The organism is Enterococcus sp., from assembly GCF_022711995.1.
GTDB lineage: Bacteria > Bacillota > Bacilli > Lactobacillales > Enterococcaceae > Enterococcus_D.
The window spans coordinates 12856-35974 of record NZ_JALAHI010000006.1 but is presented as its reverse complement, the minus strand read 5'-3'; the positions used below and the strand labels follow the sequence as shown (position 1 = coordinate 35974).

The 23119-nt window shown below is 42.4% G+C and carries 18 protein-coding genes; 5 read left to right on the top strand and 13 right to left on the bottom strand.

Features of this window, described 5'->3' with window-relative positions; translation table 11 throughout:
• Nucleotides 1–400: 400 nt before the first annotated feature.
• Nucleotides 401–2116 (bottom strand): ABC transporter ATP-binding protein, encoded by a 1716-nt coding sequence (locus Q0A12_RS00440; RefSeq protein ID WP_291290761.1) that lies wholly within the window; start codon nucleotides 2114–2116, stop codon nucleotides 401–403.
• Between the two features lie 245 nt (nucleotides 2117–2361).
• Here Q0A12_RS00440 and Q0A12_RS00435 point away from each other — a divergent pair, with 245 nt between their 5' ends.
• Complete coding sequence (locus Q0A12_RS00435) at nucleotides 2362–3093, top strand: HAD family hydrolase (RefSeq protein WP_291290760.1); 732 nt, start codon at nucleotides 2362–2364, stop codon at nucleotides 3091–3093.
• Nucleotides 3094–3235: 142 nt separating this feature from the next.
• Here the strand turns inward: Q0A12_RS00435 and Q0A12_RS00430 are convergent, their stop codons facing one another.
• The 3 genes from Q0A12_RS00430 to Q0A12_RS00420 are packed head-to-tail and all read right to left on the bottom strand — an operon-like array spanning nucleotide 3236 to nucleotide 10729.
• Nucleotides 3236–6406 (bottom strand): DEAD/DEAH box helicase, encoded by a 3171-nt coding sequence (locus tag Q0A12_RS00430; RefSeq protein WP_291290759.1) that lies wholly within the window; start codon nucleotides 6404–6406, stop codon nucleotides 3236–3238.
• 22 nt (nucleotides 6407–6428) lie between these two features.
• Entirely contained in the window at nucleotides 6429–9611 is a 3183-nt protein-coding gene (locus tag Q0A12_RS00425; RefSeq protein ID WP_291290758.1) for an SMC family ATPase, read from the bottom strand.
• Nucleotides 9593–10729, bottom strand: a complete 1137-nt coding sequence (locus Q0A12_RS00420) for an exonuclease SbcCD subunit D (protein ID WP_291290757.1) — start codon at nucleotides 10727–10729, stop codon at nucleotides 9593–9595. Before Q0A12_RS00420 ends, Q0A12_RS00425 begins: the two co-directional genes overlap by 19 nt.
• A 286-nt stretch (nucleotides 10730–11015) precedes the next feature.
• On the opposite strand from Q0A12_RS00420, the gene anmK reads away from it, so the two are divergent.
• Nucleotides 11016–12197 (top strand): anhydro-N-acetylmuramic acid kinase AnmK, encoded by a 1182-nt coding sequence (gene anmK, locus Q0A12_RS00415; protein WP_291290756.1) that lies wholly within the window; start codon nucleotides 11016–11018, stop codon nucleotides 12195–12197.
• Nucleotides 12198–12249: 52 nt separating this feature from the next.
• Nucleotides 12250–13542, top strand: a complete 1293-nt coding sequence (locus Q0A12_RS00410; protein WP_291290755.1) for a PTS sugar transporter subunit IIC — start codon at nucleotides 12250–12252, stop codon at nucleotides 13540–13542.
• 222 nt (nucleotides 13543–13764) lie between these two features.
• Here the strand turns inward: Q0A12_RS00410 and Q0A12_RS00405 are convergent, their stop codons facing one another.
• On the bottom strand, nucleotides 13765–14394 hold the full coding sequence (locus Q0A12_RS00405; RefSeq protein WP_291290754.1) for a 1-acyl-sn-glycerol-3-phosphate acyltransferase: 630 nt from the start codon (nucleotides 14392–14394) through the stop codon (nucleotides 13765–13767).
• A 135-nt stretch (nucleotides 14395–14529) separates the two neighbouring features.
• On the opposite strand from Q0A12_RS00405, the gene Q0A12_RS00400 reads away from it, so the two are divergent.
• Entirely contained in the window at nucleotides 14530–15264 is a 735-nt protein-coding gene (locus Q0A12_RS00400; protein WP_291290753.1) for a tRNA1(Val) (adenine(37)-N6)-methyltransferase, read from the top strand.
• On the top strand, nucleotides 15254–15541 hold the full coding sequence (locus tag Q0A12_RS00395) for a GIY-YIG nuclease family protein (RefSeq protein WP_291290752.1): 288 nt from the start codon (nucleotides 15254–15256) through the stop codon (nucleotides 15539–15541). The genes Q0A12_RS00400 and Q0A12_RS00395 overlap by 11 nt, the downstream gene beginning before the upstream one ends.
• Nucleotides 15542–15616: 75 nt before the next feature.
• Here Q0A12_RS00395 and Q0A12_RS00390 read toward each other — a convergent pair whose 3' ends face one another.
• From Q0A12_RS00390 to Q0A12_RS00355, 8 genes are all read right to left on the bottom strand, one after another.
• Nucleotides 15617–16300, bottom strand: coding sequence for a hypothetical protein (locus Q0A12_RS00390; protein WP_291290751.1), 684 nt, complete (start codon nucleotides 16298–16300; stop codon nucleotides 15617–15619).
• A gap of 13 nt (nucleotides 16301–16313) precedes the next feature.
• Entirely contained in the window at nucleotides 16314–16667 is a 354-nt protein-coding gene (locus Q0A12_RS00385; RefSeq protein WP_291290750.1) for a CrcB family protein, read from the bottom strand.
• Nucleotides 16668–16669: 2 nt separating this feature from the next.
• Complete coding sequence (gene crcB, locus Q0A12_RS00380; RefSeq protein ID WP_291290749.1) at nucleotides 16670–17038, bottom strand: fluoride efflux transporter CrcB; 369 nt, start codon at nucleotides 17036–17038, stop codon at nucleotides 16670–16672.
• 66 nt (nucleotides 17039–17104) lie between these two features.
• Nucleotides 17105–17665 carry an elongation factor P gene (efp, locus tag Q0A12_RS00375; RefSeq protein WP_291290748.1) on the bottom strand — a complete coding sequence of 187 codons (561 nt, stop codon included), beginning with the start codon at nucleotides 17663–17665 and terminating at the stop codon, nucleotides 17105–17107.
• A 73-nt stretch (nucleotides 17666–17738) separates the two neighbouring features.
• Nucleotides 17739–18698 carry a cation diffusion facilitator family transporter gene (locus Q0A12_RS00370; protein ID WP_291290747.1) on the bottom strand — a complete coding sequence of 320 codons (960 nt, stop codon included), beginning with the start codon at nucleotides 18696–18698 and terminating at the stop codon, nucleotides 17739–17741.
• 65 nt (nucleotides 18699–18763) lie between these two features.
• Nucleotides 18764–19339 (bottom strand): DUF2179 domain-containing protein, encoded by a 576-nt coding sequence (locus Q0A12_RS00365; protein WP_291290746.1) that lies wholly within the window; start codon nucleotides 19337–19339, stop codon nucleotides 18764–18766.
• Between the two features lie 458 nt (nucleotides 19340–19797).
• Nucleotides 19798–20559: a hypothetical protein gene (locus Q0A12_RS00360; protein ID WP_291290762.1), complete on the bottom strand. Its 762-nt coding sequence runs from the start codon at nucleotides 20557–20559 to the stop codon at nucleotides 19798–19800.
• A gap of 101 nt (nucleotides 20560–20660) precedes the next feature.
• On the bottom strand, nucleotides 20661–23087 hold the full coding sequence (locus tag Q0A12_RS00355) for a glycogen/starch/alpha-glucan phosphorylase (RefSeq protein WP_291290745.1): 2427 nt from the start codon (nucleotides 23085–23087) through the stop codon (nucleotides 20661–20663).
• Nucleotides 23088–23119: the final 32 nt, after the last annotated feature.

Here is a 23119-nt window from a genome sequence, read left to right as displayed (position 1 = left end):
TAATTTTATTCAATCGTTTTTTAATTTTGGTGAATGAATCTCCATATTTTGACTCCTCTATACAAGTTCTTTCTATAATAATAGTGCACTCTCATTGGTCCTTACCAATCATTTTTTTCGGCTCTCAGGAGAATATCCTTGCGGCCAAATAGTAGGCATTGTTATTAAAAGATTTCAAAAAAATCAAAAACTGTATTATCCTGTATATTATTTTCAAACATCTTTTCATTATTATGAGTGAAAGAACATTTCACAGGGCATAAATATGACAAATGTTACAAACAAAAGTTATTTTTAATAAGCAAATCTTAACCATTTTCTTGGGGAAAATCAGCCGGATAGAAAAGTTATGTTTATTCGCATATTATCAAAAAAAGCGATTTCGATCGCTTTTTTTCGACTAATTTTTAAATTGTGCCTCGTACAATGCTTGATAATGGCCACCTTGGGCAAGTAGTTGCTGATGGGTGCCCTCTTCTAAAATTCCTTGGTCACTGACAACGATAATTCTGTCAGCATGCTTGATCGTAGCTAAACGGTGGGCAATGATCAATGTGGTCCGCCCATCGGCTAATGAGTTCAAGGATTCTTGAATAACTTGTTCCGTTTCTGTATCTAAAGCAGAAGTCGCTTCATCTAAAATCAAGATTGGGGGATTTTTTAGGAACATCCGCGCAATGGCTACCCGTTGCTTTTGTCCGCCAGAGAGTTTGACTCCCCGTTCGCCAATGACGGTCTCCAGCCCTTCCGGCATTTGGTCGATCACTTGTTCTAAGTGGGCAAGTTTTACGGCTTGCGCAATCTCCTCGTCAGTTGCAGCTAATTTTCCATAAGCAATATTTTCTCGAATCGATCCAGGAAACAAGAAGACATCTTGTTGAACGGTTCCGATCTGTCCACGTAAAGAGGCCAGCGTCATATCCTGGATATTGATCCCATCAATCGTGATTTCACCGTCAGTGACTTCATAAAATCGCGGCAACAAATTACACAACGTTGTTTTCCCCGAACCACTTTGTCCGACAAAAGCAACGGTTTCTCCTGCCTTGATCGTTAGATTGATATGGTTCAACACTTTCGTCGCATCGGCGTAAGCAAAGGAAACATCTTGATAGACAATATCCCCTTTTAATTCATTCACCTCAATGGCATCTGGCTTGTCTTGAATCGCCGGTTGCTTATCCAACTCTTCGGTCAACCGTTTAAAACCAGCGAAGCCCTTCGGATAACTTTCAATCATGGTATTGACCTTCTCAATGGGGCGAACAAAGACATTGGATAACAAGATGAACCCAACAAACTGCCCGTTGGTCAACTCCCCTTTGATCACGTAATAGGCACCGAAAATCAACGCAAATAAATTGATCAGACGGATCAGAAAATAATTATAGGCAGAGCTGATCGCCATCACTTGATAAAAAACGATTTTTGATCGGCGATACAGACCGCTTAGGACATTAAATCGCTGATGTTCAAATTGTTCATTGGCAAATGACTGGGTCACACGAATGCCGCTGACAGCAGCTTCGACGCCGGCATTAAATTCGCCTAAATTATCATAGATCTCGGTATTGACCTTGGTCATTTTCTTATTGAAGAAAACCAATGCCACCGTGATCAAGGGAATCAAGGCAAAAGTTGCCAATGCTAGTTGAACATGCATATTGAGCATCAAAAAGAAAGAGCCAATCAATGTCATGATCGTGATGAAAACATCTTCAGGACCATGATGAGCGACTTCGGAGATTTCAAATAAGTCAGTGGTTAGCCGACTGATCAAACGCCCGGTTTTCTGATTGTCGTAATATTCAAAAGACTGGGTCTGCAAATGTCGAAACAATTCTTGGCGCATATCCGTCTCAATATTGACTCCTAGTTTGTGGCCATAAAAGACCACGATGTATTGCAAGATCGTATTAACTAAATAAAATAAAAACAGTCCCAAACAAGCCAGCAATATCAGCCGGAAATTATTTTGCGGCATGATTTTATCAATTACTTGATTCACGGCTACCGGAAAAACCAATTCCAACAACCCGGCGAAGACAGCGCAAGTAAAATCTAAAATGAACAATGACCGATAAGGTCGATAATAACTAAAAAACCTTTTTAACACTCTTTCCCCTCCTCGTTTATTCTCCATTATAAGCAAGTCATTCTTGAAAAGCAAAATGAGAAATCAATTGAAAAGGGTAAAATTCACTCAAATTTGAAAAAGCGATAAGATCAAGGATTTTTAAAATTAGTAAATAAAACCTTTATTTATCAAGCTTTATGCCCTTTTTTTCTCATAAAATATCCGCTATTATATGTTCGAAAACAAAATGAAAATTTTCACTACATTTGAAAGGCGTGTCTCTTTTGCTTAATGCGGTAATCTTTGATGTCGACGATACATTATACGATCAACAACAACCATTTAGAAATGCAGTTACAACCATCATTCCAGAAGTAGCAGTATCTGATCTCCATCCTCTTTATATTCGTTTTCGCGTACATAGTGATGACCATTTTGGAAAAGTCATCTCAAAAGAATGGACGTTAGAAGAATTTCGTACCTTTAGACTTTGTCAATCATTGATTGATCTGGGCTATTCTCCTCTCTCAACTGATGCTAGCCGAGTCTTTCAAGCGACTTATGAAGCGGAGCTAGACAATATCCAACTTCATCCAGCCGTTAAGGAAACCCTCGATACCTTGGCTTCATTCCCTATCAAACTTGGCATCATCACCAATGGTCCGACCGATCACCAAAAAAAGAAAATTGATCAATTGGAACTGACCCGTTGGATCCATCCGGAACATATGCTGATTTCACAGGCAACCGGATTTCAAAAACCAGATATCGAACTTTTTCAGCTTGCTGAAGAACGATTTGATTTAGATCCAAACCGGACATTGTACGTTGGCGATAATTTCGACAATGATGTATTTGGCAGTAAACAAGCTGGCTGGCAAGCCCTTTGGCTCAATCATCGAGGCCGGAAAGCGCCACAAATCAAAAATTGTCAACCTGATTGTACATTGACTGCCTTTGAAGAACTGACTGCAGGAATCCTCTCATTAACAGAAGTTGCTGCTATGGCGCACTAAAAAAACAGGACTTTGTCATAAGTCTCCTACAAGTAACACTATCCGAACAGTATCTATTATTGCAATAAAATACTATTCGGTTTAACTTGTTGGATGATGACTTATGTCACGGTCCCGTTTTTTCCTTTCGGAATAAAATCCTTTAGAGATCTTCTTCCCCAATGCTTAGAATCAGACGAATATCTTCTTCCGTCATTTGACTAAGCTGAGTTTCATTGCCTTGAATAACTTTTTGGAAAAGCTCACGTTTTTCCTGTTGCAAGGCATTCATTCGTTCTTCAATCGTTCCTTCCGCGATCATACGCCACACTTCCACAACCTTTTTCTGACCGATCCGATGGGCCCGACCAGCAGCTTGCTCTTCCACCGCAGGATTCCACCATAGGTCATATAAAATGACTGTATCTGCTCCGGTCAGATTCAAACCAGTACCACCGGCCTTCAATGAGATCAAAAAGACATCTTTCTCTCCACTATTGAAGGCATCTACCATGCTGAGGCGGTCTTGAGGTGGTGTACTTCCGCGAAGATAAAAGGTTTCCAGCCCCACTTGAGCAAGCTCCTCTTCAATGATCGACAGCATGCTTGTAAATTGAGAAAACAGCAGCACTCGGCGACCATTCTCTTTGGCTGCTTGAATCAAGTCTTTGACCTGCTCCAGCTTACCGGAGGTTCCTTCGTAATCTTCTACGAATAACCGAGGATCACAACAGATTTGGCGCAAACGGGTCAGTCCGGCCAAAATACTGATTCGGTTTTTACGAAATGTCGTTGTGTCCATTTGCGCGATTTCTTCCCGCATTTGGCGCAAATACGCAAGGTAGATTTTTTTCTGCTCTTCTGTCAGTACACTATAATAATTCGTTTCTAACTTCTCTGGCAGATCTTGCAGAACCGATTTTTTATCCCGACGTAAAATGAAGGGTTTGATCATTTTAGCGATTTCTTGCGTAGATAATTCTTTGTAGCGCTGTTTACTAGGGAAAAAGCCGGGCATAATCATTTCAAACAAAGACCATAGCTCTTCGAGATTATTTTCGATCGGCGTGCCACTTAATGCAAAGCGGTGAGGAACCTCCAAGGAACGCAATGCTTGTGCGGTCTTGGTTCCACTGTTTTTGACCATTTGCGCCTCATCCAAGATCAAATACGCTAAACCTAATTCTTGGTACTGATCGATGTCCTGACGTAAGCTGGCATAGGAGGTGATGCGCACATCTGCCGGTTGCTGCAGCTGACTTCCCCGCTCTTCTCGCGAGCCGCTGATCACTACTGACTGAATCGTTGGGGCAAAGCGTTTGATTTCCTGCTGCCAATTGTAGGTCAAACTAGCCGGTGCAACGATCAATGCATTCAACTGCTGCTTCTCTTGCTTTTCAGACAACAGATAACTGATGGTTTGAACCGTTTTTCCTAATCCCATCTCATCGGCAAGAATACCGCCAAATTGATAGTGACTCAACATCTTCAGCCAACGAAAGCCAACTTCTTGATAGTGTCTGAGTGTCGCTTGTAACTGATTCGGTAATTGCGCAGCAAATTCCTCTGGATGAATCAAGTCCGTCGTCATTTGTTTGAATCCTTGACTAAAGGTTGCTTGATCCGCTAATTCTTCTTGCAAATACAAGCCTTGATTCAATGGCACTTGAAGCGTACCTCCTTGCGAGAGAAACGATGTCCGCAGTTTCTGCAATGCGGCACTAGCTTCTTGGAAGGCTTCTGTTTCCAGTGAAAGAACTTGGCCCGTTTCTGTCGTATAAAAACGATCCGCCTGCAACAAGCTTCGTAATACCGCATCGATCTCCGATTCAGCGATGCCGCTGACATCAAAGTGAATATCCAGCCAAGAACCGTTTTCTTCGATTTCGATGGTTGGCTGATGCTGCTGGGCATCTAAATAGAGTTCTCGCAACTTTTTACCGATCCGGACTTCTCCTAGTTGTCGCAACAAAGGAATCTCACGGGTAAAGAAGGCAAACAATTCTTCGCCAACCGGTAACGCTTTGATCCAGTTTTTCGTACTCTTTTGATACTTCATTTGTTCCACGATTTTCTCAATTCGTTTTTCTAACGGATAGTCTCGCAAAACTTCTGGATGCCTTGCTGGCATCACCTGATGCTTCTCGTCCGTTGAAAAAGTAACTGCCCCATAATTGAAATCAACTTGCAGATCAATCTGTCCTTTGATCTTTCGCAAGGAAAAAACAACCGATAACGGGCTCTCTTGGATCTCTGCCCCTACTTCTTCTGAGATTTCTACCTTCCCGATCTTCCGTAAATGAGGCAAGACTTGCATGAACAAATTGGATAATTCGGACTTTGGATAAACGATTGTCGGCTCTTCAAAACGTTTGAATAGTTGCTGCATCGTCAAATAGACTTCTTTTTGATCCATCGACAATTCATAGATGTGTTCGTCTTGAACGCCCCAATTGTAATAACTTAATAAGTGATCAAAATCTTTTGTCAAGGATAATGGAAACTGCTCCTGTTCCTTTTGGATACGAAACTGCAGCGGTTTGCCTTCGGAAAAAGCAACCTGTCGAAACTTCGTATTGCCTATCGTTAATTGCATATAGGCATCATTCATTTTTAGTAATAATTCTTTGCCATATTCAACAGGCAGCAGCAAATATTTCTTATCCAGTTTCCCTTTGATTTGGATGCCGGCTTGACCAATCAGCTGCTGGGTTTGTGCGATTCCTAAGAGACGGATCAAAATCTCATTATTGATTTGATCAAAGGCGTCACTGGTTAAAAGGAACTCGGTTTGTTTGTTGGCTTGATAGCTCTTCTTTTCTTGATAGACTTGCAAAAACTTATAGATGTTTTTGACGACATAGGTCTTTGAAGTCCCCCGCTGGCCGACTTTTAATGAAATTCCCAAAACATCCATCTCTTGATGGTAAGGGTTCGTGGTTAGGTTCTCCACTCGGTATTCGATCTGCAAAGGTGTGACTGTCTGCTGGTTGGATTGGAGCCGATTGAAGCCTTGTGAAAACATCTCTGAGGCTGAAAACGCCGCTTTGACAAGCTTTTTGTCCACTGTGATTTGTCTGGTTTTGCCTTGTTTCCGTAAATAAAGTTCAACAGCAATCGTATGCTTGCAGTAATGATGCTCTTCCCAATAGGGGCATTGACAATAATCGATTTCCTTAGCTGTTGCATCCAGATCTACCAAATAAAGCTCGCTTCCCAATACTTCCGCATGCCAGACCTTTCGTTCTGGATCTGGCATCACGGACAATACACGGCCTTCGTTTAAGTAAGTCCGGCCTCTTTCAATTACTTTTTCTGGAATACTCCATTTCATCTTGTTTTAAGTCCTCCTTTCTCTAAAGTGATGTGCGAATCTTGCTTTGTCCACTGCCGTCGGTCTGAACAATGACTTGTTGCAAGATTCGTTCTCTTAATTCTCGTACATGACTAATGATCCCAATCATCCGCCCTTCGTTTTCAATCATTTCTAGTGCTTCCATCGCCATTTCCAACGATTCTTCATCAAGGGAGCCAAAACCTTCGTCGATAAACAGTGCTTCGATCTCGATACCACCAGACCGGTTTTGGATCACGTCGGCTAGTGAGATGGCTAACGCCAGTGCAGCAATAAAGCTTTCCCCTCCGGATAAGGTATGCGCTCGTCTCAGACTTCCCGCATTGTCATCATAGATATCGATCTCTAGACCTGTCGAACTGCGGTAACTGCCCACTTTGTCTGCCAACTCGAATTGGTAGCGACCTCTGGTTAACCGAGCCAAACGAACATTGGCCACTTCCAAGATTTCTGTTAAAAATCGTTGCAGCACATAGCGTTCCAAGCTGGTTTTCTTCTCATTTTCTCCATTGATGACTTCGGATAGTTGTTGTAAATGACTGATTTTTTCTAGTTGCTTCGTATTTTGTTGATAGATTGTTTGTAGCTCTTCCAATAATCGCTGATTCTGTTTGAGTTGCTCATTTCCTCGAATCGCTTGTTCTTGTAACTGTTCTGTTACCTGCTCCTGTTGTCGAAGCTGCGCTTCGAGTTCTTCAAGATCGGGAATGGTTTTGTTTTGCAGGAATTGCGCCAATTCCAATTGCCGTTGCTGAACAAATCGCTGCTGTTGCTCATAAGTTTCGATCGCTTTTCGTAAGACAGTACGTTGATTCATATCATTTAGCAAATGACGCATTTCTTCTTCGCTGCAATCTGCTGGCAACACTTCTTCCAAGCGTTCTTGAGCCAATTGAGCAGCTTGCTGCTTATCTGCCAGAAACTGTTGCAGATTTCGCTGCTGCTCTGTCAAGACGGTAAACTGTTCCTTCAACCGCTGTTCTTCTAACTGATCGGCTTCAACCAAAGCTGTCAAGTGCTGGGACTGGTTGGTTAATTCATTTTGCTCTTCAGCCAACTGTTCCAACGTAACCCCATTGGTTTGCTCTTGCAGGGAAGTTAACTTGCCTTCTTCCAAACGCAAAGCATCACTGGCTGTCTGACGACTTGCTTCAAGTGTCATTCGTTCTTCTTCAACTTGACGTTTACTTGCTTGGGCTTCGGTCAGTTTCTGACTGTCCGTTGTAAACTGTTGTTTCATTTGTTGATTGATTTTTTGACAGAGAAAATAGGTTTCTGCAATTTCCGTTTCTGTCAGCTTTTCGTCAATCCCCTTTGGATCAGCCGCTTCAATATCTTCCTCATTCAGCAGCATTTCTTCGACAAATAACGTTTCAATCACTGGCCGAAGAAGCTCCCTCAGTGATTCATAGGCAGTTTGTTGTTTTTCTTGCAGACTTACCTCTTCCTGTTGGAGAATTTGCAATTGCTCAATGACTTGCTCCAGAAGTAGCTGATTCGTTGAGCGGTCTGTCGCCACTTGATTCAGCTGGTTTTCTAACGTTTCTAGGGTTCGCTCGCTATCAATAATGTCTTCATTACTATAATCCACATGGGTTTGAGCGGCAGGATGCTGACAAGAACCGCAGACAGGACAAGGCTCTCCTTCCACCAGTAGCAGACTCAGACGAGCAATCTGCATCTTGGCATTTTGACTTTTTTCTTGCACCAATTCAGCGGTCAACTGCTCCTGTGTGGCAACTAACTGCTGCTGGTCTGCTTGCAATTGTTGTTGTTGGTCTGTGAGTTGTTGTTTTTTTGCTGATAGCTGCAGCACTTCTTGTTCCAATCGTTGCCATTGACTCAGGAGATTTTCTCCCCGAACCAATAGGACTTCCTGCTCTTGGTAAACCGAATGCTTTTGAATAGCTGCTTTTAATTCTTGCTCCAAATCCACGACCAGCATTTCTTGTTCTCGCAAGCGCTGGGCTTGTTTTTCTTGTTGAGCCACGTCTTTTTGTAAAGCAGTCACAGTCTGCTGTTGCTGTTGGACTTGTTCAGCTAAGGGTTTTAATTGTGCCAATACTTGCAGACGCTGCGTGATAACCACTTGCTGTTTTTTGAGATCTTCCTGTATGTCACGGTTTTCGTTCCATTTATTTTGAGCTTCTTGCCATTGCAGTAATGCTTGCCGATTGGCTTCCAGTTGCTGAATCGCCTGTGCGGCTTCTGCTGTTCGTTCCTCTTTTTGACGCAAAATAGCTTGCTGCTCATAGGCCCAATCCAATTGCTGTAATCGAAGCCGATCTTCTGAAATTTGGCTTTCCTTTGTAGCCAACGCCTCTGCTTGTTGGCGAAGTGCCTGCTCCTCGGCTAGTGCTTTATGGATTTCTTTTGCTGAATAAAAAGCTTCTTGAATCGTCTTTTTCTCTTGTTCCGCTTGATTCTTTTTAGCTTCAATGGTTTGCTGCAGGCTTCGTTGTTTTTCAAGATCTGTCTGCCAGTAGTCCAGGGTCTCAACCAATGAAACCGGAGCAGCCGGTTCAGCCCATTCAAAGCGAGTGATCAAATGATCAGCGGCTGTTTGCTGTTTTTCGATTTGCTTGGTTTGTTTTTTGACCTGTTCTTTCAACCAATCATTGAAGCGTTGATACATTTCTGTCCCAAAAATATTCCGCAAGACTTTTTCTTTCTCGTTGCTGCTGGCAATCAAGAAATTGCGAAATTCTCCTTGAGGCAGCAAAATGATTTGGAAAAATTGTTTGGCATCCAGCTGAAGCAAATCCTTGATAAACGCATCTACTTCATTTTTTTTGCTGATTTGTTTCCGTTCTTTTCCTTGCTGATCAAAAATCGTTAATCGCACTTTGGCGGCTTGATTCGTGACCCCATCGCCGCGTTTTTTGGCTAAGACTTGTTCGGGACGCCGTTCAATCTCATAGTGTAAATGTTGATGGTCAAAGGAAAAACGGACACTTGTCTCTTCTGTAGGAGAAGCGAATGTCGAGCGCATTTCTTTGCCGGATCGCAGATTTCCAGAGGTTTCTCCAAACAAAGCGAATGTCATCCCATCAAAAATCGTTGTTTTGCCAGCCCCGGTTTTGCCGCTGACTAGAAACAGACCGCCTTCTTGAAAATCGCCAAAATCCAGTTCCTCATGAATGAAAGGACCAAAATTTTTCATGATTAGTTTTCTTGGCTGCATGACTGTTCTCTCTCCTTTTCTTCCCCTTCTGTCAAACCTATCAGCCATTTTTGCTGCTGCTCATTTAACGGTTCGCCAGTCATTTCTTTAAAAAAATGAGCGATCACTTGTTGCGGCTCCTCTTCATCGGCGAATGTCCGTTTTTTCTTATTGACGATTCTGCCAGATTGCCGCTCCACCGATAAAATTCGCGGATAGACCCGCCGCAATTGATTCATCATATTAGGAATCACTGCCCGATCCGTTAAGGTAAAATGCAAAAATGCTTCCCGATCGATTTGACGATAAAACACTGGATCCATCAAATTTTCAAATGAAGCGGTATATTGTTGAAGATCTCTTTTCGGTTTTAATGGGTAAAAAGTTTGCTCATTGGTTTGGGTATCGATAATATAGACCCCTTTTTCATTGGTGATTTCAGACAAAGAGAATTTCAATGGAGAGCCACTATAACGGATCCGTTCATGATTTAGTGCATTATTGGCATGCAGATGCCCCAATGCAACATAATCAAATCCCTCAAAAGCTGTCGTGGGGACGCTATCCAATCCACCTACTTGAATTTTGGTTTCCGAATCCGTCTGACTCGAACCAGCTACAAAAAAGTGAGTCACTAAAACGTGTTTCTTCTTGGAATCGAAGCGGCGCTTCATCTCTTCAACCACCCGCATGACACCTTGAGCGATGGTGGTGATTTTTTCATCAAAAAACAAACGCGCTTCGATGGGTTCAAAATAAGGCAACAAGAAAAATTGCGTGTCCGTAAACTCAATTGGCTCAATACTTTCTTCAATGGAAGTCGTTAAATAAAATTGGGTATTTTTAAACCATGGACTCCCGGTTTCAAGTCGCGTCGGACTATCATGATTTCCAGAAATTGCTAGTAGCGGCAACTTTTTTTCTAAATTGATTTTCGCTATTTTTTCATTTAAACATTTCACTGCATCCACAGCTGGCACTGTACGATCATAAAGATCCCCAGCAATGATGAAAGCATCTACTGATTGTTCTTCCGCCAATGCAATCATTTGATCAATGATGTAGCTCTGATCCTCTAATAAATCATACCCGTGTAATTTTTTTCCAATGTGCCAATCTGCTGTATGTAAAAACCGCATATACCCACCCTCTTAAAAATATCCTTCCCAACATTATACCACTTTCCTATTATGAATAGAATGTGCTAGACGATCTTCTCTGCCTGAGAATCACTTTTAGCTCTGTACCTAAAAGAATCCACGCAAAAAATTCGCTAAATATTGAAATTATATTTCTTTTTATGTAACATTATTTGAAATTTAATTACACATCCTCTACAATAAAGATAGCATTGAAACCGAATTCAATCCCCCCGCAATAAAATGAATTCGGTTTCAATGGCTCTAAAGAAAAGGAGGAAAAACAATGTTGGGAATTGGCCTTATGTCAGGAACGAGTTTAGACGGCATCGATGCCGCATTAGTAGAAATCGATACTCCTGCACAGCCAGTGATTCGCCTGAAGCAATTTACAACAGCGGTGTTTTCGCAAGAACTGCGGCAAAAAATCAAACAAGCTTGTGATCCAGCAACTTCTTCTGTTCCATTGATCTGTCAGTTAAATGTCGAACTCGGTTATGCCTTTCTCGCTGCTTGTCGTCAGGTTTGCCAAGAAGCAAACGTCGCTGAAAATACGATTGGCTTTGTTGCTAGTCACGGACAAACCATTTGGCATGCCCCGTCGGACAATCCACTTATTTCCAGTACACTACAGATCGGTGAACCATCGATAATTGCCTATGGGCTTGGAACACCTGTCGTGGCAGATTTTCGGGTGATGGATATGGCTGCCGGCGGTCAAGGAGCGCCGTTGGTCCCTTATACTGATTATCTCTTGTATCGCTCCCTTGATAAAACCCGCTTGCTGCAAAATATCGGCGGCATCGGCAATGTAACCGTCTTACCGAAAAATGGCACTCTAAGTGATCTTATCGCTTTTGATACCGGTCCTGGAAATATGATCATTGACGAATTGATGCATCAATTATTTCAACTTCCTTACGATGCAGAAGGAAAAATTGCTCAACAGGGAACCATTATTCCTAAATTGCAAAGACAATTAAGAAATCATTCCTATTTTGATCAAGCACCCCCTAAGAGCACTGGACGGGAACTATTCGGCGAAGTATTCACTGATCAACTCTTGGCGGATTATTCCGCAGAAAAACCTGTGGACTTAGTAGCCACAGTGACCGATTTTACCGCCTACTCGATTGCCGACAGCTATCGGCGCTTCGTCTTTCCAAAGATTAGTGGGCCCATTGAAGTGATCTTAGCAGGCGGCGGTGCCCATAATTCAACGCTCAAAAAGATGCTAGTCAACTATTTACCCGCTGAGATTAAAGTGGTTACCCAAGAGGATTTAGGTTGGTCCAACGATGCGAAAGAAGCTATGGCATTTGCCCTTTTAGGTTATGAGACCCTACACGGACATAAAAATAATGCGCCTGCTGCGACGGGTGCGAAACAATCCGTGATTCTGGGAAAAATTATCCCGAATCCATTTGGCGACATGAAGCTTCCTAAAAATCAAGCGGCACCATTTTAGCACGTAGCCATTGAAAGTTCTCACACGAAAGTTTACACAGGAGGTTAAAAAAATGTTAGATAAATTTACACAGTTCATAGAACAGCACTTAGCTGGTCCTATGGAAAAAATGGGCAGCCAACGGCATTTACGGGCAGTTCGGGATGGGATCATCTCGACTTTGCCATTAATTATCGTTAGTTCCTTTTTTATGATTTTGGCTTTTCCTCCCCTTCCACAAGATTGGGGGATCTATCAGTTTCTTTCCAGTCATGCCACCACCATCTTGCTGCCCTATCGCATGACGATGTATATTATGAGTTTATATGCCGCATTCGGCATCGGTTTTAGTTTGGCCCGTTCCTATAAACTTGATGGTCTCTCAGGTGGGATTTTAGCCACTACGGCTTTTTTACTGACTTTTACACCAGTCAACATTCCTCCAGAAGCATTAGAGGCCGCTGGTACAGCAGGATTTGTCTTGCCAATGGCAAATTTGGGCAGTGCTGGTATGTTCGTAGCCATCATTACATCGATTCTAGCCGTTGAAATTTATCGTCTGACCGATAAATCCAAATTCAAAATCACCATGCCGGAACAAGTGCCTCCTGCGGTTGCTCGCTCCTTTGAAGCGTTGACGCCAACATTGATCATTATTCTAGGGATGGGAGCCATCACCTACTATATTGGCTTTGATTGGCACACCATCGTAGCGAAAGTCGTGGATCCTTTAGTCAGTGCAGCAGATAGCTTACCAAGTGTCCTGCTGATCACTTTCTTAACGACATTCTTTTGGTCCTTTGGGATCCATGGCGCATCGATCGTTGGTTCACTAGCACGGCCATTGTGGCTGCAATTATTGGAAGGCAATACCACTGCGTTAGCTTCTGGCGATGTGATTCCCAATATTGCTGCTGAGCCATTTTATCAATGGTTCATCTGGATAGGCGGCGCAGGTTCAACGATTGGCCTAGCAATTTTGCTTGCCTTTCGGGCAAAATCAGAATTTGGCTCAAAACTAGGAAAAACCGCATTGATTCCAGCAATTTTCAACATCAATGAACCGCTGATCTTCGGGACGCCGATTGTTTTGAACCCGATTTTGATTCCACCTTTCATTGTTGCACCGTTAGTCAATGGTGTGATCGCTTGGCTAGCAACCTCAGCCGGTTTGGTCAATAAAGTGACGGTCAATGCTCCTTGGACATTGCCGGGGCCGATCGGTGCTTTTCTAGCAACCGGCGGAGATTGGCGAGCAGTTATTTTAAATATTCTTTTGATTGCACTCTCCATTCTCATTTACTACCCATTTGTCAAAATCTATGACAAAAATGAATTGGAAAAAGAAACCCAACCAGTTGACTAATTATTAATAGTCAAGAGCTTATGCCAGAAGTGGTCAGCTTCAAGAAATAAAAAGCGACTTCCGAAAATAGATTCTCAAATTTTTGTGACAGTTCATTTATTTCCTAAGCAGCCGCTTCTGGCATCTTGTTTCTTTGACAAATAAGTTTCTTTGATCACCTATATTCTCCTTGCTGCCTTTTCGCTGCGTCTTTTTCTTTCTTCAAAAAAAAGAAGAAACGCATCAGCGTTCCTTCTCGGAAACTTCATAAACAAACGTTGGATCAATTTCTTGGTCGAGCTGTGTAAATGCCCCTTGGATACGGCGCTCCACTTCCGCTAAGCCTTCTTTATCCATTTTTTTGATATCACTAATATCGATTGCTTCCCCAAATCGAACAGTGACCCGTCTGCGTTTAAATAAATCTTTCAAAGTCAGTGGTCCTTGATAAACGGAGGGAACGATTTTCACCTTCGCCATCTTGGCAATCAACGCCATGCCACCTTTCAATGCAGTGGAATGTCTAGTGCCGCTAGGAAACATAATCAAACTAAGATCTGTATCTTTTAAGATTTTCACCGGTGTTTTGACTGCACTTGGTCCCGGTTTGTCACGCTTTACCGGAAAAGCATTCGCATGAATCAAAATAAAGCGCAGAATTGGATTCTTAAACAACTCTTCTTTTGCCATAAAGCTGAACTTTTTGGGGCGAGCAGCTACCGCTAGATACAAGGGATCCCACCAGGTGCGGTGAGGGGCGACCAATATGTAATTTTCATTTTGTGGTAAGACCTCTTTGTTTTGATACCGAGCGTTCCCGTTGATCAAAAACAAGATGACCCGAACCACGCCACGCATAAAGCTAAAAAACATACTCACGTTCCTTTCCAGTTTCTTTTATAAGTATGCAAAAAAACGCTTCAAATGACAAGCCTTTTTTCTCGTTTCCGATTATTCTTAATCGTAGTATAATACAAAGGAAATGAATTAGAACAGGAGTATGCTTTCATGTTGCAATCAAACGAACGCATTGATCAATTATATGCGGAAGATATCAAAATCATTCAAAGCAGCGAGGTCTTTTCTTTTTCCCTTGATGCCGTCTTGTTAGCAAACTTTCCAACGATTCCTAAACGAGGACGAATCGTTGATCTATGTGCCGGAAATGGTGCCGTAGGCTTGTTTATTAGTCGTAAAACTTCGGCTCATATCTACCAAGTGGAATTGCAGGAACGATTAGCTGATATGGCCCAACGCAGTGTAAACTTGAATGGGCTGGAAGAACAAATAACGGTTTATCCATTGGATCTAAAAAATCTTTTCACCAAAATCCAACCGGACTCGGTGGATCTTTTAGTTTGCAATCCACCCTATTTCAAAAATGTTCCCACTGCTGTTAAAAACCCAAATCCTTATCTGGCGATTGCTCGTCATGAAATCGAGACCACGTTAGACGAGGTCGTGCATACAGCCAGCAAAGCTTTGAAGATGAACGGCCGCTTTGCGATGGTCCATCGCCCGGATCGTTTTCTGGATATTCTGGACTGTATGAGAAAGCACCGGATCGCGCCAAAACGTGTTCGTTTCGTCTATCCGAAAGTCGGCAAAGACGCCAATATTTTATTGATTGAAGGCATCAAAGATGGCAAAGCGGACGGGTTCAAAATCGCCTCTCCACTGGTCACCTATCATGCGGATGGCAGTTACAGTGAAGAAGTGAGTCGGATGCTTTATGGCAGCTGATACCCATTACTTCTACGTCTTGCTCTGTAAAGACAATACCTTTTACGGTGGCTATACCACGGATTTGACCCGTCGGCTGCACCAACACAATCAAGGCATCGGCGCCAAATACACCCATCCAGCTAGCCGTCGCCCCTTGCAAATGATCCATGCGGAAAGTTTTGCTACCCGGAGTGAAGCCACCAAAGCAGAAGCCGCCTTTAAAAAACTGGCTCGCAAACACAAAGAGCGTTACTTACTTGAACAGAAAGAAAAAAATGTGTTGGTGTCTCATTGAGCACTAGCAACACTATTGAAAAAGGATCGCGTCTTTGAAGATTCGCTGATCCTTTTTGTCATCAATTGATCGGTGTTACTGGTTCATAGGAAGTGCCCACGCTGTTTGATTCTTGCCGAACTCTTTGGGCAAGACACCATCGATGGATTCATAGACTAAATCTTTTTGGCTTTCAGGTAAAAGAATCTCCTCTAGATAGTTGTTTGTTTCTGTAAAAAAGCCAATGTCTGCAAAAGCGGACTCAGTCAGATGATACTGAACTCCTTTAAGCTCTGCCTGTTCTTGTTTAGCAAAAACTGGCGCTTGTCGCAAATAGTAATACTGCTCACCTAGTTTGAAATAAACCGAGTTATGAGCCATACCCAGAAATTCGATTTCTCGAGTAACTGGTTCTGCTTGATAGATCCCTAGCGAAGGAATGGCTTCATTTTGGATACGCTGATAAGCCGCTAACGTGCTTTGGTCGTAATATTTATAGCCAATAAAACGCTTTTCACGGTCACGAATATTAGGGGTGATCAGGGCATTGTCTTTTTTGAAGTCTTGAAAAAGATGATCCCCTAACAAAAAACCGCCGCCGCAAATCACTAATACCACGATAGGCAGCCAGATCAAGCCCTTTCGCCGGTTCTCCCGATACAACAAAAGAATCAGTAAAAGTAAGAGTGCCACCAGCCCAACGACGAGTAGCACCGGAACAATTGAATAATAAAAAAATTCACTTTTCAACCACATTTCTGCTGACATTAATGCAATCATCATTTACTCCTTTTCAATTCAAAGATGCGCCTACCATCAGTCCAATAAAACTAGCTGTCAACCCAACAACATACGTACTGACAAAATAGAGATAAAAATACCTACGATTGATTCGATACAATGAAACTAATTCGATGGTCATCGTCGAAAACGTGGTATAGCCGCCCATGACCCCGGTACCCAACAATAGATACTGTTGCTGGTCAATCTGAAGTCCAGCCAGTATTCCTAAAAGCAACGCGCCGGATAAATTGATCAGTAAAGTGGCTTTGGGAAAAGGATGCGGTCTTTTTTCAAAGAAACGATTGATACCATATCGCAACACGGCACCAATAGCTGCACCAACGCCTACTAGAATATAAGCCATACTTACACCTGCTTTCTAACGAGGGCTTCGCCTAGCCAGACAAAAAACACCCCACCAAAAATCGACAAGAGTAAATAGCCAACTGCCATGCCATAGGCTTGCTTTTGCAGCAGTTGCATCGTATCCAGTGCAAAGGAAGAAAAGGTTGTCAGCGCACCGCAAAATCCGGTACCCATGCCTAAAATCAGCCGGCCATTCACTTGTCTTTTGGTCATGATCTGCTTGACCAAAAAGCTAAAAATAAAACAGCCAATAAAATTTGCCAGTAATGTGCCCAATGGAAAAATCCCCCAGGATGGCAATTCCGAAGCTAGAAAATAGCGTGTCATGCCACCAAAAAAAGCAAACAATGCCACAACAAGTACATTCATCTTGATCCTTCTTTCTAAAAAAAAAGAACCAAGTTCATTAAAAACCTTGGCTCTTCTAGAAAATGATTATTTTGCGCGTTTGATATAAGTACCTTCAGACGTATTGATTTCTAGCGATTCGCCTTCTTCAATAAAATCCGGTACATTGACGACCAAACCCGTTTCCATCGTTGCTGGTTTCCCAGAGCCAGTTACAGTCGCACCTTTGATTGATGGTTGTGTCTCAACGACTTTCAAAATGACTGATGATGGTAATTGAACCCCAATCACTTCACTACCGAAGAATTGGATTTTCACTTCCATGTTTTCAAGAATATATTTCATTTCTTCTTCAACCACTTCAACTGGAATTTCATATTGTTCATAAGATTCCAAATCCATGAAGAACGCTGTATCGTCCATTGTGTACAAATATTGAACGGCTTTCGTGTCAATATGTGCTTTTTCAAATTTTTCTTCTGGACGGAAAGTTGTATCATAGGTTGAACCTGAACGAACGTCGCGTAGTTTCATACGCATAACTGTATTTCCTTTACCAGGTTTGTGATGGCTTGCTTCTAATACTTTGATAAGTTTGCCATCTTGTACAAAAGTCATACCTGCTCTTAAATCACTTGCATTGATCATAATGGTTTATTCTCCTTCATCTTAGATAATCCTTGTCTATTGTATCAAAAAAAACAGCTTTGTTCTACAAAAATCAGTCTTGCGGTCGGACAAGTTTTCGCCGCTTCTCCATATAATGAGGATCATATTCATCTGTTTCAATATAAATATACATTTTTTTATCTGGCATCAAGCTGCGGATCTTTGCTTCGATCTCATTAATGATTTGATAGCCGATCTCTTCTTGTTTTGCTGTGATATCGATTTTGGCAGCGACTAAGACTTCTGATGGGCCTAGATGCACGGTTTTAATATCCAACAACCGATCGACATCTGGACGGTTAAAAGCTTCTTTGATCAACAACAAGTCTCTTTTAGTCACACTTTCACCAATCAGCAGACTATAAAATTCACGGGCTAAAAAGATAGCAGCGACCATCAACAAAATACCGATCAGCAAACCGCTAAAGGCATCAAAAAAAGCATTGCCAGTAATCATGGTCAAAATTGTTCCTATCATCGCTAGCGTCAAACCAATCACTGCACAAAAGTCTTCCGTGAAGATAATTAGAATCTCACTGTGGCGACTTTCTTTCAAAAAACGGTAAATCGGTTGTTTTTCCACGTTCAATGTCCGAATCTCTTTGATTGCGATCCACAAAGAACTGCCTTCTACTACTAGACCGAAGATCAAAATACCAATCACTAGCCAAGTATTACCAACTTCATGGGCCGGGTGCAGCAGCTTCTCAAAAGCCTCCATCACACCTAATGCGCCCCCACCAAAAAACAGCATCATTGCTACGATCGTACTAAAAAAATATTTTGCTCGTCCTTCGCCAAATTGGTGAAGGTCACTTTGGCCTTTCGTTGATCGTTTGTCACCAATCAAAAGAAAGATTTGATTGCTGCAATCCACCACGCTATGAATACTTTCATTCAGCATTGCTGCACTGCCGCTTAATGCGTAGCCGACAAACTTGCTGATGGCAACTAAAATATTCGAGATGAGTGCCGCAATCACCGCCATCATACCGTTTGCTTGTTTTTCCATTCAAATTCGCTTCCTTCCAAATCAATGCCTTATTTTGCCATAGAAAATGTGAGGTGCCAAGAGGTCTATTGATTTTTTTTCACTTGTTCTTTTTTCATACGTGCTTCTCTACGACTGACCTTTTTCGTCCAAAAGCCGCCAGAGATATATTTGGGTTCATAACTGATGATAAACGCCCGTTCTTCGACTTGTTTGATCGTTTGAAATAATTTCTTTTCACTTTTGCGCTGGGAGAGAATTTCTAGGATCAATCGCGGTCCTTCCAATCCTTCCCCATAACTTTGTGTGACCCCGTAGCCTTCTTGACGCAGGATCTTTGGTAAATTCTTTTCTTCATCTGTGTTGGTGGGCAAAATCACCGTGACCATCGTATAGCCCAAAGCCAACTGATCTTCGAGTTTGATGCCGATACTGACCCCGGCAGCATACCCTAACGCATAAAACAACAGGTTTAAGGGATTATCCAAACGGTCCAATACCATCGACAAGCCTAAAATATAGATCGTGATCTCGACCATACTCACCAATGGCGCAATCAATCGATACCCTTTCATCGTTAATAAAAAACGGATCGTGTTCAATGTGACGTAAGCCAGATTGATAAAGAAGATCATCGCTAACATTTGCAAATCAATTTCCATGCCGTATCCCTCCTCAATTAAGAATAGCAAAAGCCACTCAAAAGTGAAACTAATTGAGCAGGGAGGAACAATCTTCTGCTTTTTTTAGCCAAACAATCGTGGATCAAAAACCAAAAAGCCCATAGCTTTCTGGAACAGACGAAATTCTTTTTCGCTGTACTTTTTGTGGTGATCCTTCCTGCTATTTTTGTTGTGCAATTTTTGAAAGTCCTCTGCTTTTAGCGAAGAGCTAGCTCGCGCCTTCCTGCAGGAACATATCAACACATTCAATAAGCAAACGAAAAAAACTATCCGAATCGAAGACAAGTTCAACTGCTGTTAGCAGCTAGCCCTTTTGCGCAAGCTGCTAAGGCAACTTTCATCTAGGATTCGGATAGTTGTTTAATGGATTGTTTTGCATTGCTTTTTTAGCCTTAGAATGAGTGGCAGAATCAGATATTTTTCAGAACAACAGCGGATCAGTTCCGAAAATAGCCGTTTTGATTGCCTTCCGCTTGTCCTTCTTCAATCATACCTGCTAATGAGCGATCTAGCACTGCTCTTTTGTCCCCATTCTTCTTGTTCATGCCTCGAAATTCTCGCCGAGTCATACCCACAGATTGCGGACGATTAAACTTTTTAACAGTAGGATCGTTGCCTTCTTTCACTTGATAGGCTGCTGGTTCAGTATCAAAAAGCAAATAAGATTCGCGGGGTTTCTCCATAGAATCCATGACTTCTTCTGAGGTGATTTCTTCTTTTTCCTGCTCTGGGATAATAGATGCAGGAATATACTTCGGTACAAAATACGATCTGCCAGAATACTCATTTTTTTTTGGTGCTGGTGCTTCAGCCTGCTCGACTTTACTAGTCACTTGATAAGAAGAGCGCCGCTTCTCATTGCCAAAAAGATTTGTTTTCCCTGTAGGGGTATTTTCTTGTATTGGTCGTTTGCCATAGCTAGGCAAATTGGCACGATGCTGCGCTAGTTCTTCTTTTTGCCGAATGCTATGACCATAATTGGAGTGACTGGAAGGAACCTTCCGCCGCAGCGAGCGTGCAGCGTCCATTTCTTGACCGCTGGTGCTAGGTTTGTCTTTTATTTCTGTCAAGATCCAATCATCCGCTTGACTGAAGGCTCCTTTATTTTTGGGTTGCAGCTTGACACCTTCTTGGTCATCATATGCTGGAAAACGAAAATGTTTGCGTTTCACATCTAAATAATTTGCCAATTCACTCATCCTCTGGTTGCGATTTTTTATAATCATATCATATTTCAGAGAATAATTCACGAAAGCTGCGGCTCCTTTTTGAATCATTCACTGATGGATCCAATCGAACATCAAGTCAGGCTGGCTGAATTTGGCTCTTTGACATGGGCGTACAATGGTTCGATCTGCCAGATGTCATCAGCATAATTTTGCACGGTATAATCCGCAGAAAAATTGCCGGCATTGGCGATGTTCATCAAACTGATCGCCTGCCAACGCTGCTGGTCTTTGTAGGCTAAATCCACCCGATATTGGGCATCACAATAAGATTTGAAATCTTTCAATAAGAAGTATTCATCATTGTATTTCAACAGTGAATCAAACACTTCTCGGCCTTCTCTTTCAATATTAGGAATCGTCCCGTCAATAAAGGCATTCACGACCCGTTGCAGTACAGGATCCTCTTCATAATACCCATAAGCAGAATAGTTCTGTTGGGCATAATAAGCATAGACCTCTTCCTCAGTTAATCCGAAAATAGCGATGTTCTCATCCCCAATCGCATCTCGAATCTCGATGTTGGCACCATCCAATGTCGCAATCGTAACTGCCCCGTTCAACATCAATTTCATGTTGCTAGTACCGGAAGCTTCTTTTGAGGCTAAGGAGATTTGTTCACTAACATCTGCGGCGGGAATGATCCGTTCCGCTAATGTCACGTTGTAATTTTCCAAAAAGACGACTTTCAGTTTGTCATTGATCGCTGGATCATGATTGATCAGATTGGCCACCTCATTGATCACTTTAATGATGGCTTTGGCATAATGATAACTAGGGGCAGCCTTTGCTCCGAAAATAAAGACTCTTGGATGAATCGGTGTTTGAGGGTCATCTTTCAAGTCAAAGTAGAGTTTCAAAATATGCATCACATTCAGCAGCTGACGTTTATAGGCATGGAGCCGCTTGATTTGAACATCAAAAATCGCGGTGGGATCCACTTCGATCCCGGTTGTCTGCTGAATATATTCGGCTAAGGCTTGTTTATTCGCCAATTTTGCATCTGCCAATCGTTGGAGGACGGCGGGATCTTCTTGGTAGTTTTTCAATAGTTGCAAGTCTTGCGGATTGGTACGCCAACTGGTTCCAATAGTGGTGTCCAAAACCTTTGCCAAGGGGCGATTAGCTAGTTGTAACCACCGACGTTGTGCAATCCCATTGGTTTTATTATTAAAACGTTCCGGAAAAATCTGATAAAAATCATGCAGCACGACGGATTTCAACAAATCGGAATGCAGTTTTGCCACACCGTTGACACTATGGCTGCCAATAATTGCTAAGTGCGCCATATGGACTTGATCATCAATAATGATCCGCGTTCGCTCAAGCAATGAGGCTTCATGGACTTCTGCGTATTCTTCGAGATAACGACGATCGATTTCTTCAATGATTTGGTAATTGCGAGGCAACACTTCCTTGAAGAGATCAATCGGCCATTTTTCTAACGCTTCCGCCATGATCGTATGGTTGGTGTAACTCATAACTTTTACTGTGATAGCCCAAGCTTGTTCCCAAGACAAGTCATGTTCGTCCAGCAGCAACCGCATCAATTCTGTGACACAAAGCGCAGGATGGGTATCATTGATATGGATAGCGATCTTTTCACTCATCATGGTCAGTGGGTGATTCAATTTAAGGTAGTAACGAAGGATACTTTGCATCCCAGCTGAAACAAAGAAGTACTCCTGCATCAGTCGCGTTTTCTTGCCTCTTTCATTGGAATCATCTGGATACAACACAGCGGTCAAATCTTCCAATGAACGGCGGGACTCGATTGTGGCATACTTGGCTTCTTCCGCTGCAGGAACCTCGACACTCCATAGTCGTAATGTATTGATCATATCATTTTGGTAACCAACCATTCCGGTATCATAAGGGACTGCTCGCCACGTATAGCCGCCATGGCGTTCTGGACGTAATCTTCCGTGTTCATCTTCAATCAAATATACTTCGCCGCCGTATTGGATATCGACAGCTTTACTTTCTTTTCGTACTTCCCAGACATTTCCGGCACGCAACCAGTCATCTGGCAATTCGACTTGATGTCCATCGACAAATTTTTGCTTAAAAAGCCCATAATTATAACGAATGCCGTTCCCATTTCCCGGCAATCCTAATGAAGCCAGAGAATCCATAAAGCAGGAAGCCAAACGCCCCAGTCCACCATTTCCTAGCGCCATGTCCTGTTCAACTTCAGCCACCTCATCCAGTGAAAAGGACAGCTCATTAAAAACAGCTTCTGCAGTATCCAACAACCCCAAATTCAGCAGATTGCTTTTCAGCAGTTTTCCCGGCAAAAATTCGATTGAAAAATAATAGGCTTGTTTTTGCTGTTCAACTAGCAGATTTTTTCGCGTTTGGCTCCAATCATCCGCATAGCAGCTTCTGACAACATTCGCTAAAGCTAAAAATAATTCCTGTGGGGATGCTTCAGCGATCTCGATCGAAAAGATATCTTTCAATCGGCTTTCTAATAATTCTTGCAAGGTGGCTTTCTCCATGAATGATTCACTCCTTTATGACTGGTTGGTAT

Coding starts and splice junctions, on each gene's coding strand:
- Q0A12_RS00430 (WP_291290759.1), bottom strand. CDS start 6,406: ATGAAATGGAGTATTCCAGAAAAAGTAATTGAAAGAGGCCGGACTTAC.
- Q0A12_RS00425 (WP_291290758.1), bottom strand. CDS start 9,611: ATGCAGCCAAGAAAACTAATCATGAAAAATTTTGGTCCTTTCATTCAT.
- Q0A12_RS00420 (WP_291290757.1), bottom strand. CDS start 10,729: ATGCGGTTTTTACATACAGCAGATTGGCACATTGGAAAAAAATTACAC.
- anmK (WP_291290756.1), top strand. CDS start 11,016: ATGTTGGGAATTGGCCTTATGTCAGGAACGAGTTTAGACGGCATCGAT.
- Q0A12_RS00410 (WP_291290755.1), top strand. CDS start 12,250: ATGTTAGATAAATTTACACAGTTCATAGAACAGCACTTAGCTGGTCCT.
- Q0A12_RS00405 (WP_291290754.1), bottom strand. CDS start 14,394: ATGTTTTTTAGCTTTATGCGTGGCGTGGTTCGGGTCATCTTGTTTTTG.
- Q0A12_RS00400 (WP_291290753.1), top strand. CDS start 14,530: ATGTTGCAATCAAACGAACGCATTGATCAATTATATGCGGAAGATATC.
- Q0A12_RS00395 (WP_291290752.1), top strand. CDS start 15,254: ATGGCAGCTGATACCCATTACTTCTACGTCTTGCTCTGTAAAGACAAT.
- Q0A12_RS00390 (WP_291290751.1), bottom strand. CDS start 16,300: ATGATTGCATTAATGTCAGCAGAAATGTGGTTGAAAAGTGAATTTTTT.
- Q0A12_RS00385 (WP_291290750.1), bottom strand. CDS start 16,667: ATGGCTTATATTCTAGTAGGCGTTGGTGCAGCTATTGGTGCCGTGTTG.
- crcB (WP_291290749.1), bottom strand. CDS start 17,038: ATGAATGTACTTGTTGTGGCATTGTTTGCTTTTTTTGGTGGCATGACA.
- efp (WP_291290748.1), bottom strand. CDS start 17,665: ATGATCAATGCAAGTGATTTAAGAGCAGGTATGACTTTTGTACAAGAT.
- Q0A12_RS00370 (WP_291290747.1), bottom strand. CDS start 18,698: ATGGAAAAACAAGCAAACGGTATGATGGCGGTGATTGCGGCACTCATC.
- Q0A12_RS00365 (WP_291290746.1), bottom strand. CDS start 19,339: ATGGAAATTGATTTGCAAATGTTAGCGATGATCTTCTTTATCAATCTG.
- Q0A12_RS00360 (WP_291290762.1), bottom strand. CDS start 20,559: ATGAGTGAATTGGCAAATTATTTAGATGTGAAACGCAAACATTTTCGT.
- Q0A12_RS00355 (WP_291290745.1), bottom strand. CDS start 23,087: ATGGAGAAAGCCACCTTGCAAGAATTATTAGAAAGCCGATTGAAAGAT.